Annotated in this window: 10 protein-coding genes; 4 read left to right on the top strand and 6 right to left on the bottom strand. The window is 65.1% G+C overall.

All coding sequences use genetic code 11. The features are described 5' to 3' along the window. Positions 1-43: 43 nt before the first annotated feature. The 4 genes from EDF58_RS13270 to EDF58_RS13255 form a co-directional block, all read right to left on the bottom strand. Positions 44-496: a tRNA (cytidine(34)-2'-O)-methyltransferase gene (locus tag EDF58_RS13270; protein WP_132266103.1), complete on the bottom strand. Its 453-nt coding sequence runs from the start codon at positions 494-496 to the stop codon at positions 44-46. Positions 497-561: 65 nt separating this feature from the next. After that, complete coding sequence (locus EDF58_RS13265; protein ID WP_243654235.1) at positions 562-1,884, bottom strand: NtaA/DmoA family FMN-dependent monooxygenase; 1,323 nt, start codon at positions 1,882-1,884, stop codon at positions 562-564. 112 nt (positions 1,885-1,996) lie between these two features. Beyond that, positions 1,997-2,719: a 4-carboxy-4-hydroxy-2-oxoadipate aldolase/oxaloacetate decarboxylase gene (locus EDF58_RS13260; protein ID WP_132266101.1), complete on the bottom strand. Its 723-nt coding sequence runs from the start codon at positions 2,717-2,719 to the stop codon at positions 1,997-1,999. Beyond that, positions 2,716-3,672 (bottom strand): hydroxyacid dehydrogenase, encoded by a 957-nt coding sequence (locus EDF58_RS13255; protein ID WP_132266100.1) that lies wholly within the window; start codon positions 3,670-3,672, stop codon positions 2,716-2,718. The genes EDF58_RS13260 and EDF58_RS13255 overlap by 4 nt, the downstream gene beginning before the upstream one ends. Positions 3,673-3,821: 149 nt before the next feature. Here EDF58_RS13255 and EDF58_RS13250 point away from each other — a divergent pair, with 149 nt between their 5' ends. Continuing rightward, positions 3,822-4,745 carry an SMP-30/gluconolactonase/LRE family protein gene (locus EDF58_RS13250; protein WP_132266098.1) on the top strand — a complete coding sequence of 308 codons (924 nt, stop codon included), beginning with the start codon at positions 3,822-3,824 and terminating at the stop codon, positions 4,743-4,745. Between the two features lie 60 nt (positions 4,746-4,805). Here the strand turns inward: EDF58_RS13250 and EDF58_RS13245 are convergent, their stop codons facing one another. Then, entirely contained in the window at positions 4,806-7,553 is a 2,748-nt protein-coding gene (locus tag EDF58_RS13245) for a TonB-dependent receptor (RefSeq protein WP_132266096.1), read from the bottom strand. A gap of 234 nt (positions 7,554-7,787) precedes the next feature. Next, positions 7,788-9,458 (bottom strand): family 43 glycosylhydrolase, encoded by a 1,671-nt coding sequence (locus tag EDF58_RS13240; RefSeq protein WP_243654234.1) that lies wholly within the window; start codon positions 9,456-9,458, stop codon positions 7,788-7,790. 200 nt (positions 9,459-9,658) lie between these two features. Here EDF58_RS13240 and EDF58_RS13235 point away from each other — a divergent pair, with 200 nt between their 5' ends. From EDF58_RS13235 to EDF58_RS13225, 3 genes are read left to right on the top strand one after another with little or no spacing between them, the layout of a single operon-like run. Continuing rightward, positions 9,659-12,064 carry a DPP IV N-terminal domain-containing protein gene (locus tag EDF58_RS13235; protein WP_165921401.1) on the top strand — a complete coding sequence of 802 codons (2,406 nt, stop codon included), beginning with the start codon at positions 9,659-9,661 and terminating at the stop codon, positions 12,062-12,064. A gap of 19 nt (positions 12,065-12,083) precedes the next feature. Beyond that, entirely contained in the window at positions 12,084-14,873 is a 2,790-nt protein-coding gene (locus EDF58_RS13230) for a DUF5695 domain-containing protein (protein WP_132266093.1), read from the top strand. A gap of 2 nt (positions 14,874-14,875) precedes the next feature. After that, positions 14,876-16,744 (top strand): Svx/AvrXca family virulence/avirulence protein, encoded by a 1,869-nt coding sequence (locus EDF58_RS13225; RefSeq protein ID WP_207912955.1) that lies wholly within the window; start codon positions 14,876-14,878, stop codon positions 16,742-16,744. The last annotated feature ends 6 nt before the right edge of the window (positions 16,745-16,750 follow it).

Raw genomic sequence — 16,750 nt, 5'->3', positions numbered from 1 at the left:
CTGCCCGGTTCGATGATCGGGCAGGCATTTCGATGTGCGCCGGTCAGTCCGGCAGGGCGTCGGTCTGCCGCAGCGCCTCGCCCAGTGCGAGCGCTGCCGAGGTCGCCAGGTTCATGGAGCGGACCTGCGGCCGCATCGGGATGCGCAGCCGGGCGTCGCAGATATCCGAGACATCGACGGGAACGCCCGCGCTCTCCTTGCCGAACAGCAGGATGTCGTCGGGCCTGAACGTGAACGTGTAGGGCGATTGTTCGCTTTTGGTCGTGAAGAGGACCAGCCTGCTCGCGCCGATCGTGCTGCGGAAAGCCTCGAAATCGACGTGGCGCGTGATGGTGACGTGGTCGATGTAGTCCATGGCGGTGCGCCGCACGCGGCGGTCGTCCCAGGCGAAGCCCATCGGCTCGACAAGGTCCACGGCCGCGCCGAGGCAGGCGCTCAGGCGCAGGATAGCGCCGACGTTTCCAGCGATTTCCGGTTCGAAGAGTGCAATGCGCATCGAGGCTCATTGGCCCCGGTCGATGCACCATGCAAGCCCGCGCATGATGCATGCCGACCCGCGTTTCAGCGCAGCCCCAGGTTGGCGGCGAAAGTCCGGCCTTCGTAGTCGCTGCGGAACACCCCGCGTTTCTGGAGGATCGGCACGACCTCGTCGACGAAGTTCGTGACCGAGGAGGCCATGACTGTGGGCGTGAGGTTGAAACCGTGGCACCCGGTTTCGCGCCAGATCTCCTCCAGCCTGGCAGCGACCTGTTCGGGCGTTCCGACGATCTGCGGCATGCCCACCGCAAGGCCCCACTTGATGGCGACTTCGCGCAAGGTGAAAGGGCGGTCGCCCAGAACCGAGGTGAAAGCCTTCATCAAGCCCTGCGAGGCCTGCGTCGCCTGTTCCTGCATCGGCTGATCGAGTTCGATGCCGGAAAAATCCACGCCCATCGTCCCGGAGAGGCGAGAGAGGCAACCGTCCAGCGGCAGCCGTTCGATGAGATCGTCCAGGTGTCGCTGCGCTTCTTCCTCGGTGCCGCCGAGGATCGGTTGCACGCCGAACAGCACGCCCGGCGCCTTGCGGCCGAGCCCGGCGGCGGCTTCGTCAAGCTGGCGCATGGTGCGCTGCATGCCGGGCAGGTTGGGCTGGATCGCGAAGACCACGTCGCCATGCTCGATGCCGAAGCGCATCCCGCGCCCGGAGGTGCCGGCCTGGAACAGCACCGGCCGTTTCTGAGGGGAGGGCAGGACCGGCCCGACTGTCTGGCACTTGTGGAACTCGCCCTTGAAGTCGACGAATGCGACTTTGGCAGGATCGGCATAAACGCCCGCGTTCCGGTCGGCGAGCACGGCACCTTCGCCGATCGAATCCCAGAGGCGGTAGCAGATCTCCATATATTCGTCGGCCGCGTCGTAGCGACGGTCGTGCTCCAGCTGTTCCAGACCGAGCGCGCGATGCTCGCCGCGCAAGTGCCCGGTCACGATGTTCCAGCCGACGCGCCCGCCCGAGAGATAGTCGAGCGTGGAAAGCTGCCGCACGATCGTCCAGGGGCGGTAGGAACTCGTGGACATCGTGGTCGCCAGGCCCAGATGCTCGGTGGCGGCGGCGAGGGCGGAGAGCAGGACCACGGGATCGTGGTTGGGCCAGCAGATGCCGTACTTCACGGCGTCCTCGTGGCTGTCGCGGTAACGGTCGAACACGCCGGGCGTGTCGGCGAAGAACAGCCCGTCGAACCGGCCGCGCTCCAGCGTGCGGACAAGGTCCTGCCAGGCCTTCAGGTCGGCCATGGCATCAAGCCGGTTGTCGCCGGGGGCCGCCCAGCTGAGCACGGTGTGGTTGATCGGGGAATGGATCTGGAAGCTGACCAGATGCATTCGCCGGTCTGGCGCCTTTGCGGTCATTGGCTCTCTCCTCGCAGCTCAATTATGCCGGTTTCCCGGGGGCCGGTTTGCAGGAAGCACCGAAGCCGACGATCGCCGGCCTCGGCACTCCCTGCAAGACCCTGCCGGACCGCTAGCGGTCCCCTCCCCAGGTGCAGTCGTGAATCTCGATGCCGAGTTCGGCGACGATCCTGTCCATGCCGAGGATCCCGAAAAGCACTTCGCCTTCGCCGATGCGGCGGCGGAATTCGACTTCGGCGGCGGCGCGTGCCTCCGCCCTGTCTACAGTCTGTTCTATCAAGGCGCGCGGGATCACCAGCACGCCGTCGGAATCGCCGACCACGAGGTCTCCGGGTTCCACCCGCACCCCGTCGGCCACCACCGGCACGTTGACGGCCGCAGGCCCGCGTTTCTTCGGGTGCTCGACCGAGACGGCGGTGGACCAGACCGGATAGCCCAGCGCGCGGATGGCATCGACGTCGCGCATGGCGCCATGCACCACGGTCCCGGCCAGGCCCTTGCGCTGCGCATATGTGCAGGCGACATCGCCCCAGAGGGCACCCTGGTGCCCCCCGCCATTGGTGAGAACCAACACGTCGCCCGCCTCGGCCACCCAGAGGGCGGCGTGGATGGCGAGATTGTCGCCGGGGAAATTCCATGCGGTGACGGCGGGGCCGCAGAGTTTCTGTCCGGGGGCGATCGGCGTCATGGCAGGGCTCATCAGCCCCATGCGCCCGGCGATTTCACCCAGGCCCTCGTGCAGGTCGGCCACGCCGAACCGGGCGGCGCGGGCGACCAGGGGGGGATCGGGTCTGGGGATCTGACGATAGATGATGGACTTCAGCGGCGCGGTCATGCAAGGGCCTCCGGATTGAGCAGGGTCTTCGGCCGCTCCCCGCGGCTCACGTCTTCGACGACTTGCGCGACGTTTAGGGCCATGTCGCGCATGCCCGCCTCGGTCACGCCGGCGACATGCGGAGAGAGCAGGCAGTTCGGCAGAGCGAACAGCGGATTGTCGGGCGCGGGCGGCTCCGCCTCGAAGACGTCGATACCGGCGCCGGCGATCTGTCCCGCCTTCAAGGCATCGGCCAGTGCCGCCTCGTTGACGATGCCGCCGCGAGAACAGTTCACGAGGATCGCGTGGCGCGCCATCATGCCCAGTTCCACGGTGTCGATCAGGCCGCGCGTGGCTTCGGTCAAAGGCGTGTGGATGGAGATCACGTCGCGGCGCAGGATCTCCTCCAGCGGCAGCGGTTCCGCCCCGGCCCCGCGGATCTCCGTATCCGGCACCATAGGGTCATAGGCCGCGACTTCGGCGCCGAAGCCGGCTGCGCAGATCCTTGCCACGCAGCGGGCAATGCGGCCGAACCCGATGAGGCCCACGCGCGCGCCGGTCAGGTCGCCCAGCCGCACCGTCCATCGTTCGTTCCAGCGACCCTCGCGCACCAGGCCGTCCATGTCGCGCGTGCGGCGCAGCAGGGCCAGCATCATGGCCACGGCGCCTTCGGCCACGGCAGTGGAATTGTTGCCGCCGGGGGTATTGGCGACGATGACGCCGCGGGCGGACGCGGCGGCCATGTCGATATTGTCCACCCCGGCCCCGTGCTTCACGATCGCTTTCAGCCGCGGCATGGCCCCGAAAATCTCCGGGCCGAGCGGGCTGGTGCGGATCACGATGACGCTGGTTTCGGCGAGCCGGGCGTCGTCCCGCCAGTTCGCCGGTGCGATGATATCGTGTGCCTGCGACATCCGCTCTACGCCGATGGCATGAATCGGGTCGATAATGCAGACGAGCTCGCGAGAACTCATGGGACCTTCACCTCTCCAGCGATATGTATACGTGTTGTTGCTGTTTGGAAGGGTAGATCCTAAAAATTGGCCGTCAAGCGGAGGGCGGTCTGTTTAATGTATCCAATAAGTGCAAACCGTCTGGGCGATTTCAGGAGAGGATAAGAAGCATGTTCGCAGCGCCGCCCGCCGTCATGGCGCAAGTTTTCTGCCGCGTTCCCGACACGCTGCGCCGGTTCGGCGAAACCACCGAATGGGCGCGCGTGCAGCTTCATGGCGCCGCCGCGCCGGTCTTCCTCGAAGGGCCGGTCTTCGACGCAAAGGGCAACCTCTGGGTGACCGACATTCCCTGGGGCCGATTGTTCCGCATCGATCCCGAGGGCCACTGCGAGGTGGGTTTCGAATACGATGGCCAGCCCAACGGGATGAAGTTCCTGGCGGACGGACGGCTGCTGGTGGCGGATCATCACAAGGGCATGGTGATCTGCGACCTGGCCAGCGGTCAGTCCGAGGTCTGGTTCGATCGCTATCTGCTGGAGCCGTTCCTGGGCTGCAATGACCTGACCATCGCGCGTAACGGCGATATCTATTTCACCGATCAGGGCCAGTCGGGCTGGCAGAACCCCAATGGCCGCCTGTTTCGCGTACGCGCCGGCAGCGGGCGGCTGGAACTGCTGCTCGATGGCATTCCCAGCCCCAATGGCCTCGTGCTCAACAAGGCCGAGACCGCGCTCTTCCTGGCCGTTACGCGCGCGAACGCGGTCTGGCGCTGCCCCTTGATGGAAGACGGCGCGGTGGTGAGCAAAGTCGGGACCTATATCCAGATGTCGGGAGGTTCCGGCCCCGACGGGCTCGCCATCGACGAGGACGACAACCTGGCGGTCTGCCATGTCGGCTTCGGCGCCGTCTGGCTGTTCAGCAACCGGGGAGAGCCGATGCTGCGGATCGACGTGCCGGAAGGGCGCTATACCACCAATGCGGCCTATGGCGGGCCGGACAATCGCTGGCTCTATTTCACGGAATCAAGCACCGGCACCATCTATCGCACCGAGATGCCGGTGCCGGGGCGCCCGATCTTCACCGCAAGCGTCTGAAACGCCAGGACGCCATGACTGCCGGGTGGCAATCATGGCGTCCCGTCGATGGGCTCTGGATCAGAAGCGGAAGCGGACGCTGCCCTGGACGGTACGCGCCAGCGTGCGGACGCCGAGGGGAAGCAGGTCCTCGCTGCCGTGATAGCGGTAGACATCGCTGCCCAGGATGTTCGAGGCTTCCAGCGACAGCGTCATGAACGATATGGGCGTATAGTTGATCGCCGCATCGAGCCGGTCGGTTGCGCCGTTATAGGGCGAATACCGGGCGCGGTCCGAGCCCTGGCCGTCGAGCCAGAAGCCGATGCGATAAGACGAACGGTAGTTGTAGGCCACGCGTGCGCTGAAGCTGGGCGTGTCGTAGAACAGGGTCGCGTTGGCCGTCCACTTCGAGGTGTTGGGGGAGTCGAACTCGCCCGGGAAGCTCTCCTCATCGTCGTATTCGACCCGGGCCTTGAGAATGTGCGAGGCGTTCAGGCTGACGCCGAAGTTGCTGAGAATGCCCGGCAGGAAGTCGAAGAACGACTGGACCGTGCCTTCAAGGCCCACGAAAGTACCGTCGCCTGCGTTCCGCTGCTGCTCGACATAGCCGAACGCGGCGCCATAATCTGCAAGGTTGACGCCGTAAGCCGCCATTTCGGCCGCCGATGCCTGTTCGCGGCTATAGAGCAGGAAGCCGGTGGCCTTCTTGTAGTAGCCTGCCAGCGAGATTTGGCCGCCGCGACCGAAGTAGTACTCGGCGCTGACGTCGAAGGCCTGGTCGCGTTGCGCCTTGAGGCTTGGATTGCCGGCATAGACGATCGGCGGATTGCTGGTGAGGTTAAGCGAATAGAACGGACGCGCGTCGGCAAAGGTCGGGCGTTGGACGTTCGTGGAGTAGGACAGGCGCAGCTGTGCTTTCGGCGTGAAATGGATGACGGCCGAGACGCTGGGCAGGATGTCGGCGTAGTTGCCCTGGCCCTCTGCGGCCTCGACGATATCCTGATTGCCGTTGGAGGCATCGCCCGGCCGGTAGCTGAAGCTGCTCGACGTGCCCCAGGTGTTGGTGAAGCGAGCGCCGATCAGCCCTTCGACGGGGATGTTGCCCATGTCGAAGCCGTAATTGATCTGCGCATAGGCCGCGAAGTTCTTTTCGTTGGAGCTGAACGTGGACCCACGGTCGCTCGGCGGATCGATGGTGGAGAAGCGCGTGGCATTGGCGGGATCGTACTGCTGGATGAAGGCACGAACGTCGTCGATCTGGCTCAGCACCAGGGAGCCGGGGATGCGGTACCACTGCATCGTCGATCCGCCGATGTCGGGGCCGACCTGGGATGCCATATCGTAGCCGGGGAACAGGCTGAGCGGAGCGGGCGCGCCGTTCACGCGGGGCAGGCCGTCGCGGTAGCCGTAGTAATTGCTCGTACGACGCTGGTTGAAGCGGCCACCGACCTGCAGGCTGCGCAGCAGCGAGGTTTCGCTGAGCTGGATCGTCAGGTCTGCCTGGGCCGCGAACTCCTTGTTCTTGGAGCCGCCGAGATTGTCCTGGAAGCGGTCGACGCCGTAGGACGAGACGTCGTTCAGGTCGGCGCCGTTGAGCGTGATCGAAGGCGCGCCCTTGCTGTAGATGTCCGAGGCGAAATCGACGGAGGCGGAGGTCAGGCCCTGAGGCTTGAGAATGCTTTCGACGAAGTAGTTACCCGTCTTCGACCAGTTGTATTGCACGCCGGTATTGATCTGGACTTTGTCCGAATGCCAGTGCGCTTCGAAGTTCGTGGTGTAGAGATCCGAGTGGATCGAGTTGTACAGGGAATCGATGCCGGCATTGACGCCATTGGCGTTGCTGAGCGTCAGCGATTTCACGGTTCTGCCGTCGGGCATCAGCACGATGTCGCTGTAGTTGCTGGCGGAAGGCATGTCCTGGACGTAGAGACGCTCCACCGAGCGCTTTTCGCGTGATCCAACGTAGCCGCCTTCCAGCACGAAATCGAGCTTGTCGCTGGCCTTCCACTGCAGAACGGCATTGATCGAAGGGCGCTTCACGTTGCCCTGCTCGATGCCGTACTGCGCGCGATAGGGGATGACGATGGTATTGCCGCCAACCACAGTCTGCGTGGGCGACTCGCTCTCGATGAAGTTCTCGCGGTAGTTGGTCTTGGTCCAAGAGCCGTTGAGCAGGAAGCCGATCTCACCGATACCGGTCTCGATGCGGTCGGCAATCAAGAGACTGCCGTAAGGACTGACTTTCTCGGACTGATCGTCGTAGGAGCCGCGAATGCTGCCCGCGACCGTGAGGCCCTTCTTGAGATCGAAGGGGCGGCGCAGTTCGACGTTCACGGTGCCCGCGATGCTGCCTTCCACCTGATCGGCCGACCGGGTCTTATAGACGTCCACCTGCTTCAGCAGTTCCGCCGGAACATCGGAAAGGTCGATCGAGCGGCCAGCACCGAGGTTGGTGTTATTGCCGTTGATCGTCGTCTGCACCTGGTCGAGGCCGCGGATGGTCACGCTCTGGCCTTGTCCGCGGGCGCGTTCGATCTGCACGCCGGTGACACGCGCGAGGGCTTCCGGGACATTGTTGTCGGGCAGCTTGCCGACGTCTTCCGAGACGACGGAATCGACGATCTGCTTGGAATTCCTCTTCTTGGTGGCGGCGGCTTCGACACTGCCGCGCACGCCGGTAACGAGGATGTCTACGGGGGCGGCCTGGCTCTGGTCCGACAATTCGGAAGCGGTGCCCAGCGTGCCCTGTGCCCATGCAGGAGCAGCCATCCCGACCGCGACGATCGAAGTCAGCGCCGTCGAAAGCTTCAAGACTCTCAATGATTTCATCGAAAAACCCCCTGTTTTGATCCGCGGCACCTTCGATCCGATGCCCTTACTTATATCGTATACGTCCTACGATATTCGTAACGAGTCAAGGCGATTGTGACGGTTTGGAAACATTTTTGTCCGACTAGATGGGGTTCGGCGACAGATCCGAAAAGCGGATGGCAAAAGAGGCGCGGGTTTGTAACCCGCGCCTCTCCTGAGCTTTTGGAAGGTTTGCTGACCCGTTCGGTAAGATCAGGAGCAGCTATCCAGTGGCGAATTGTCCGAGCGGACGGCAATGGGCTGAGGCTTCGGAGCCAGGACTTCCCATTCCTGGACGGCCAGTGCCGCATGGGTCTTTCCGTCCGTGGAAGCGTCCATCACCGCGCGGAGGCAGCGGGTCGTGATCGCAGGGAACGAAACATCCTGGAACGCGCCGGGGGTCGTACCGTAGGCGCTGGTCTTGGGAACGGTCTTCCAGCCGCGCTTGCCGGTAGAATTCCAGTATTCGAGATGCCAGTTCGCAGGCGGCGCCACACCCACGCCGGATCCGGCCGGCTGGTCGTTCCAGAACCACAGGCGCGACCCGTCGATCGTCACCGGCTTGTCCCAGCGATATTCGATCCACTGACGCGGCGGGTTGTTCGGTGACCAGCTGCCCCACATGTCGGGCGGGAGCGGTGCTTCCTTGACGGCGCCGTTGTTCAGGGCCTTGATCCAGAACTGCACCGGCACGGGATCGTTCGAGGCGGTGGCCCAGGCCGCGCGCGCAATGTTGCGGCTGGGCGGCAAGGGGGGCTGCGGGCGCACGGTCGGCACGACGGTGCGAATGCGCGCGGGGACAACGCTGTCGTCCCATTCCATCCTGTCCAGCGCGACGCTGCGGCGGAAGTGTCCGCCGCCTTTCGCATCCGCCGTGTGATAGGCAAGGTACCACTGCCCCTTGAACTCCACCGCGCCCGGATGGGAGGTGGTGGAGGATACGGGATGCAACACGACGCCCCGATAAGTCCACGGTCCCATTGGAGAGGGCGCGCTGCCATAGGCGATGCAGGCATAGTAGACGGCCTGCGTGCAGTCGGATTTCGGGCCGGCGTTGTTGCCGGCGTAGAGCATGTAATAAGTGCCCTTGCGTTTCATGATCCACGGAGCTTCGAAGAAGCCGGTCAGGCCGGTGACGGTCTGCTCGGGTCCCTTGGGCGTGATCATGTCGCGCGCCAGTTCCATCCCGCGAAGCTGGCCGAACGTGCCCCAGTAGATATAGACCCGCTGGTCGTCGTCGACGATCACGGTGGGGTCGATGTTCTGGATCTTGTTGGGATAGGGCACCTTCTGCGAAATGATCGGACCGGCTGGATGGGCATCGCGCCACGGCCCCAGCGGACTGTCGGCCACGGCCACGCCGATCGCGAACTTGTCCTCGGCGTCGCTGTCTCTCTCCAGCACGGGGGCATAGAGGTAATAGCGCTTCCTGCCGTCTGCGGCGCGAGGCCCCTCGACGATCTGGCCGGCGTAGGCGCGGGCCTTCTCGGCCCAGGCGAAGACATTCTCCGGCTTGATGATGGCAGGGTAATGCGTCCACTTGCCGGAGGCGGGATCCGCGGTCTTCAGAAGTTGCCATTCGGGCATGATGAAGTCGTTGACGTCGCTGGCCGCCTCGTCGCGACCCGTGAGGATCCAGAGCTGGCCATCGGCGACGAGCGGCGCCGGGTCGGTGGAATAGTAGTCGCCGTCGGCGAGAATGGGATTGCCGGGAACCGCAAGCTCGCGGCTGACCGGGGCGGTTTCCTGAGCGCCGACCGCCGCCGGCGAAAGGCCGATTCCCAGGATCGCCGCCCATGCGCAGGCCTGGGTTCGGGCCGAGGCGGCACCGCGGCCGAGGGGAAGGGCAGGGCGCCGGCCAGTTCCACGCCTAGTTGATTGCACGCTGATACTCCTATCGAATATCGTATACAGTGGAGGCGTTCCTGGCTTTCAGTCAATAGGTTCCTGCGCAAGTTCTGGGGTAGCGCTATCAAACAGCGCATTAAGACAAAACTGATTATATATCGTATATTTTCCTTGATTATCGATTGGCCGGAGGTCATGACACGATGGTCTTCCGAAACAACCGAGCGATTTCAGCCGTGCGTGCTTCGACCTTACCTTTCGCGAAATCGATCAGCCTCGTTGCCCTGGCCTGGGCGGTGCCGATGCTCACGGTCACGGCCGAAGCGCGCGATACGCGCGGCGCGGCCGCAGCCGTCCCCAGCATCGACGCGCGTTATGCCGATGCCGAGAAATACCTGGGCAGCGCGCTGGGCGACCTCATCGACAATGCCGATGTCGCGCCTCGCTTCGTGGAGGGCGGGTTGTTCTACCGCACCGGCAACCGGCTGGAGCAGCGTTACCACTTGCTGGACCTTGCCAGCCAGCAGAGCCGGGAGATCACCTCGACCGCCGCGCTGCTGGCGGCGCTGGCCGCTGCCAAGGGCGCTCCGGTCTCGATCGACGATGCCCGGATCGCCGATGTCGACTACGATCCCGCGCAGGGCGAAGTGCGGTTCCGCGCCTTCGACGGCGCGCTCTGGAGCCTGGATGCGGCGGGCAAGGCCCTGCAGGTCGAAGCGGCGGATCATCGCGAGATGGATCTTGCTTCGCCGGACGGCAAGACGAAGATCGTCGCCCGGGATTTCAATCTCTACGCCGTGGATATCGCCAGCGGCCGCGAAGTGGCCCTCACCACGGACGGTACGCGGGAGCAGCCCTATGGCCGCTCGATCCCGGAATTGTCCGATATCCTGCGCGAAGGGACCGAGGAACCGGCCATGCCGGTATCGGCGCAGTGGTCTCCGGATGGCCGCTACCTGCTGAGCTGGCGGCTCGACACGCGTGCGGTGAAGAAGCTTTCGATCACCCAGCAGAATCCGCCCGGCAGTTTCTACCCGCGCAGCTTCAGCTACGTCTATCCGCTGGCGGGGGCCGAGAAGCTGCCGCAGGCGACGCGCTTCGTGGTGGATGTCAGGCAGGCCCTGCGCAAGGGCAAGGCGCAGATCGTGCCGATCCAGATGCCGGCGGAATCGCTTCTCTACCCCGCGCCGCCGGACATGGGCTGGCTGGACGGCAAAGTCCGCGCGCTCTGGACCGAACGCGGCTACGGGCAGCAGGCCGTCTACCTCGCCGATCCGCAGACCGGCGTGGCCCGGATCGTCGTGCACGAGGCGGTGAAGCCGGTCGTCACCGTGACTTCGAGCATGATCTTCCCCGCGCCCGAACTGGGCGGCGAACTCTCGATCTCCGAGCGGACCGGCTGGGCGCAGCTTTACCTCGTCACGCCAGACCTCGGTCCGGATGGCGGGAAGGCGCTGACCACCGGGGCCTGGGAAGTGCTCACCGTCGATAATGTGGCGGAGGACAAGGCGTCGCTGGTCGTCACCGGCGTTGGCCGCGAAGCATCGGGAGAAGGGGCGGGAGAAGCGTCGGGCGAAGGGGCGCGCAATCCCTATTGGCGCGCGCTGTACCGGGTTCCGATCGCGGGCGGCGAACTCACCCAACTCACGCCCGAGCCGCTCGATCACAATGCCCAGGTCTCGCCCGATGGCAAATGGATCGTCGATCAGATGTCGAGCCCGACAACGCCCACGCGCGCGGTGCTGCGCGAAGGCGCGACCGGGCGGATCGTCAAGGAACTGGCGCGGGCGGACGACAGCCGGCTGCGCGGCACCGGCTACACCCCGCCCGAACCGTTCAAGGGTGTTGCCGCGGACGGCACGACGCCGATCTACGGCATGATCTACCGCCCGGCGCATTTCGATCCCGGCCGCAGCTACCCGGTGATCGACAACGTCTACACCGGCCCCACCACCACGGATGTGCCTGCCACCTGGAGCGATGCGCGGCGCGTGGCCGGCAACAGCGTGGCGCAGATCGGCGCGATCGTCGTGATGATCGACGGCACCGGCACCTCGCGGCGCGGACAGAAGTTCCGCCTGCCTGCCTTCCAGAACCTCGGTGAGGTGGGGCTGGACGATCACATCGCGCTGATCCGCCAGATGGCCGCGAAATACCCCTATATGGACGTGAAACGCGTGGGCGTGTTCGGCGGTTCGGCCGGGGGGTATGACACCGCACGCTTCGTGCTGCGCCGCCCGGACTTCTTCAAGGTGGGCGTCGCCTCCTCGGGCAACCACGACTTGCGCCTCGACAAGACCTGGTGGCCGGAAGTCTCGATGGGCTATGCCGACGAGGCGACCTGGGAGCGCAATTCGAACATGGCGGTAGCGGGCCAGCTCAAGGGCCACCTGCTGCTCGTCCACGGCGACATCGACGACAACGTGCCCATCACCGAGAGCTACCGGCTCGCCAAGGCGCTGATGGATGCCGGGAGGGACGTCGATCTCATCGTGATGCCCAATGCCACGCACAACGTCTACCGGCCCTTCTTCTGGAAGAAGCTGCGCGACTATTTCACCCAGTACCTGCTCGGCGAAACGCCGCCTGCACTCGGCCCGGTACAGCCGGCCAAGCCCGCCGTCGCCACGGCCGCCCACTAATTTCCTTCAAGGATCAGAAATGAAGCGTCTCCTGAAGCCCCTTCCGCTCATTGCCCTGGTGCTCGGCACTCTGCCGGCGGCGTTGCCCACGAGCATCGCTCATGCGGAGGAGGGCGAGGCGCCGAAGCCGAAGAAGGTATTCCCCCCGATCCGCAAGACCGAGATGGAGACGGCAACCTTCGATCTCGCCTTGCGTGCGGATACCCAGACGCTGGCCCATCTCTCGCCCAAGGGTGACACCGCCTTCGACTTCGTGCCGGCCGGCCGCGAGGCCGAACGTGCAAGCGACGGCTACGTCCACATCGGCGACATCCACATCCGCCTCAAGACGGCGGGTTCCGAGTGGCAGGACTATTCTTCCGCCCATGCGCGCCAGCAGATCGCGGCGCTGCCGGGCGGCAAGGACGTGCTTGCCGCCGCCGACATCACCGCGTCGATGGGCACCTCCGGAAATGGCGGGGCAATGCCGCTGCGCGTCGAGCGCCGCTGGGTGAACGAGGCGGGCGTGCTCGCCATGCGCTTCACCCTGGTCAACACCAGCAGCGCCGCGGTCGAGATCGGCGGCCTGGGCATGCCGATGGTGTTCGACAACATCATCCTCGACCGCGATCTGGACCAGGCCCATGCCGAGGCGAGCTTCGTCGATCCCTACATAGGCCGAGACGCAGGCTATCTTCAGGTCACGCGCCTCAACGGACAGGGACCGGCGCTGCTGGTGCTGCCCGAGAAGGGCACCCCGCTCGAAGCCTATCGCCCGATCATCGAGGCGCGCGCCGCCAGGAATGGCGACATCTTCACTGACAAGAGCCAGCGCAGCCAGGTCTCGGAAGGGTTCTACGACTGGACGGTGGCCAGCAAGGGCTTCGCCGAGAAGGAATGGGCCAAGGCCGGCCAGCAGTGGAACGCGCCGACCAGCATCACGCTTGCTCCGGGTGAAAGCCGCACGATCGGCCTCCGCTTCGTGACTGCCCCCGATATCCGCAAGATCGAGGACACGCTGGTGGCGAACAAGCGCCCGGTCGCGGTGGGCATTCCCGGCTATGTCGTGCCGACCGACCAGACCGCCAGCCTGTTCCTCAAGACGCCGAGCAAAGTGGCGAAGATCGAATCGTTCCCCGAAGGCGCGCTCACCGCGATCGCCGGGAAGAGCGGCACCTACAAGAACGGGGGGGGATGGTCCCGCTATCAGGTCAAGGCTTCCGGCTGGGGCCAAGCGCGGCTGACCGTGACTTATGCCGATGGCCAGAAGCAGACGGTCAGCTACTACATCACCAAGCCGCTTGAACAGGTGATGGCGGACATCGGCCACTTCACCACCACCGACCAATGGTTCGAGGGCAAGGGCGATCCCTTCCACCGCAGCCCTGCGATCCTTTCCTACGACCGCGAGGACAACAGGATCCTCACGCAGGATGGCCGCGTCTGGGTGTCCGGAATGAGTGACGAGGGCGGTGCCGGTTCGTGGGTTGCCGCGATGATGAAGCAGCTCGACAATCCCAATGCCGAGGAAGTCGCCAAGCTGGAGCGCCTCGTCAACGAGACCGTGCTCGGCACCCTGCAGGTCGAGGATGGCCCGCAGGCGGGCGCGGTGAAGAAGAGCATCTTCTACTACGATCCGGTCGAGTTCCCGAACTACTACGATCCCAAGATCGACTGGAAGAGCTGGACGGCATGGTCGAAGAAGGATTCGGACGATCTCGGCCGCTCCTACAACTATCCGCATGTCGCCATCGGCCACTGGGTGCTCTACCGCCTTGCGCGTGACAACCAGGGCCTGGTCAAGCAGCACGATTGGAAGTTCTACCTGGAGTGGGCCTACCGCACGTCCGTGGCGATGATGCGCGATGCACCGTACTATGCGCAGTTCGGGCAGATGGAGGGCGATGTCTTCATCGACATCCTCAAGGATCTCAAGCGCGAGGGCCTGAGTGCCGAAGCCACGGAAATGGAGGGCCTGATGAAGGGCCGCGCCGACCACTGGCGCACGCTCAAGTTCCCGTTCGGCAGCGAGATGGCCTGGGATTCCACCGGCCAGCCCGAAGTCTACGCTTGGATGCGCTATTTCGGCTATCAGCCCCAGGCGGACGAAACGCGCGAGGTCATCCTCGCCTACGATCCGACCATTCCGAGCTGGGGCTACAACGGCAATGCCCGCCGCTACTGGGACTTCCTCTATGGCGGCAAGGTCTCGCGCATCGAGCGTCAGATCCACCACTACGGTTCCGCGCTGAACGCAGTGCCGCTGTTCGACGCCTATCGCCAGAATCCCACTGACCTGCACCTCCTGCGCGTCGCCTACGGCGGCATGATGGGCGGCGTGACCAATATCGACCAGCAGGGCTTCGGCTCGGCCGCCTTCCACTCCTGGCCCGACATGATGAAGTGGGACGCCATCACCGGCGACTACGGCATGGGCTTCTACGGCCACGCCATCACCTCGGCGACTTACATGGTCGACGATCCGCAGTTCGGCTGGCTGGGCTTCGGCGGCGAACTGACGGCTAAGGGCGCCCGGGTTCATGTCGAACCGAAGGACGGAGCCCGCCGCCGCCTCTTCATCGCCCCGGCAGGCCTCTGGATCACACTGGAATCGGGCCGCATCAAGAGCGCCGATTATGACGCGAAGACCGGCAAGGTCGTGCTGAAGCTCGATCCGGCCACGGCGATCGCCCCGCGCGCGCGTCTCCTGTTCGAGACGACCACGGCTGGCGGCAAGACTTACGCCGCGGACACCGGAACCGCCGATCGCGGCGGCTTTGCGATCGCGCTGGGCGATGCGGAAACCACCGTCACGCTAAGCCCGCGCTGACGATGAAAGTCCTGCTTCAGGCTTCGGTGCTGGCTGTTCTTCTTTCGGGAGGGGCCTTCCCGCCAGCGCCGGTGCTTGCCTCCCCGGTCACCGGCTCCACACCGAGTGCGGCCTGCGTGGCCGGGGACTGGAAGGTGGCCGCCACCGATCCTTCGGACGCGGCGAATTCCGCGCTGCCGCTCCAGATGGAAAGCCCGCATTTCGCGCTTCACTGGAAGGCGGGCACGGTCGACCCCGAAGTGGCCAGGGCTGCCGCGAAGCATCTGGAATATGTCTGGGACTATTTCCTCGGCACTCTGAAATTTCCCGAGCCGCATTGCGACTCTGCGGGCAAGTTCAAGGTCAACGCCTATATCGGCGTGGGTTACGGCCTTACCGGCGGCGCCGATGAGCTGGGCCACATGGGCATGTGGATCGATCCGGGTGCCCTCAAGGACCGCTTCGGTCTTGCCCATGAACTGACGCATGCGCTTCAGGCCGCCACCGGCCGCCTGATGGATTCGCCCTACACCGGCTGGATGTTCGAGAGCCATGCCAACTGGATGACGGTGCAACTGCCCGAATTCCGCGAAAACACGCATTGCTCGGTGCTGCTCAAGCAATATCCGCACCTCTATTACGGCTCCACCCGCAGCCGTTATTGCAATTGGCAGTTCTTCGAATACCTCAAGGACACATATGGCTTCGAGGCGGTCAACGCGATCTGGCGGACCGCCCCCGGCAAGGACGACCCCGCGCGTCTCACTGCCGATCCCTTCTCCGTCCTCCAGGCGAGCCGGAACTGGACGCAGGCGCAGCTTAACGACGTGTTCGGGAACTGGGCGCTGCGGAACGCCAATTGGGATTACACCAACCCCGATGGCAGCGACCAGGGCGCGGTTTTTCGCCGGAATTACGGGACTTACGAGCAGACGACCGACGCCGGCATTCTCTCCGCGACAGTGCTCGATCCGGTGGACCTGCGCCGCCGCCGCTTCGCCGTGCCGGACATGTGGGCGCCGCAGCGCTGGGGCTACAATGTGGTCAGGCTGCATCCCGATCCCGGCAGCGCGCGGGTGACCGTGACGTTCCGGGGTATCGTCCAGCAAGCCAGCGCGACAAACGCGCTGCCGGGGCTGGCGGACGAGCCGGAAACGATCCCGCCGCCCGCATCCGACTGGCGCTGGGGTGTCGTCGCGGTGGGGGCGGACGGCAAGAGCCGGTACTCCCCCTTGCAGAGCGGCGCAAAGGGCGCGGCTGCGATGGCTGTTCAGGCGGGCGACACCGGCCTCTACCTCGTCGTCATGGCTACCCCTTCGCGGATGCAGAAGATCCGCTGGGACCAGCCCTATTACGCGATCTATCGCTATCCCTGGATGGTCCAGTTCGAGGGCGCGATGCCCGACCGCTGGCAGGCCGGCGCGCCGGAGCCGATCCCGGGCGGCCACCGGCACGCGAACGGCGGCGGCTGGGTCGGCCCCGCCGCCACGGTGGCGCCGGGCGCTTATGTCGGCCCGTATGCCCGCGTGGTTTCCGGCACCGTTTCCGGCAAGGCGCGGATCGAGGATCACGCCGTCGTGCTCGACAAGGCGCAAGTAAGGGACGAGGCGGTGGTTTCGGGCATCACGGTGCTGCGCGGCGACACCGTGCTGAAGGACAAGGCCCGCGCCGCCACCGCGATGCTGGGCATAGGGGAGTACGAGAAGGGCATCGTTCTTTCGGGAACGGCGCAGAACCTTGGCGATGTCGAGCAGCGCGGCGGTTCAGCCTCCAGCGGGGTGTTCTACGGCTTCGTCGATCCCGAGAGCGTCAAGGATCCAGGGCACGGCGCGAATCTTTCCGCGCCCGTCCCGGAAGTCACCGCAAGACCGCGATACCGCTGGATCCCCTGAAAGGAT

It is taken from the genome of Novosphingobium sp. PhB57 (genome assembly GCF_004342985.1).
Classification (GTDB): Bacteria; Pseudomonadota; Alphaproteobacteria; order Sphingomonadales; family Sphingomonadaceae; genus Novosphingobium.
This window is presented reverse-complemented; position numbering and strand designations above follow the sequence as displayed.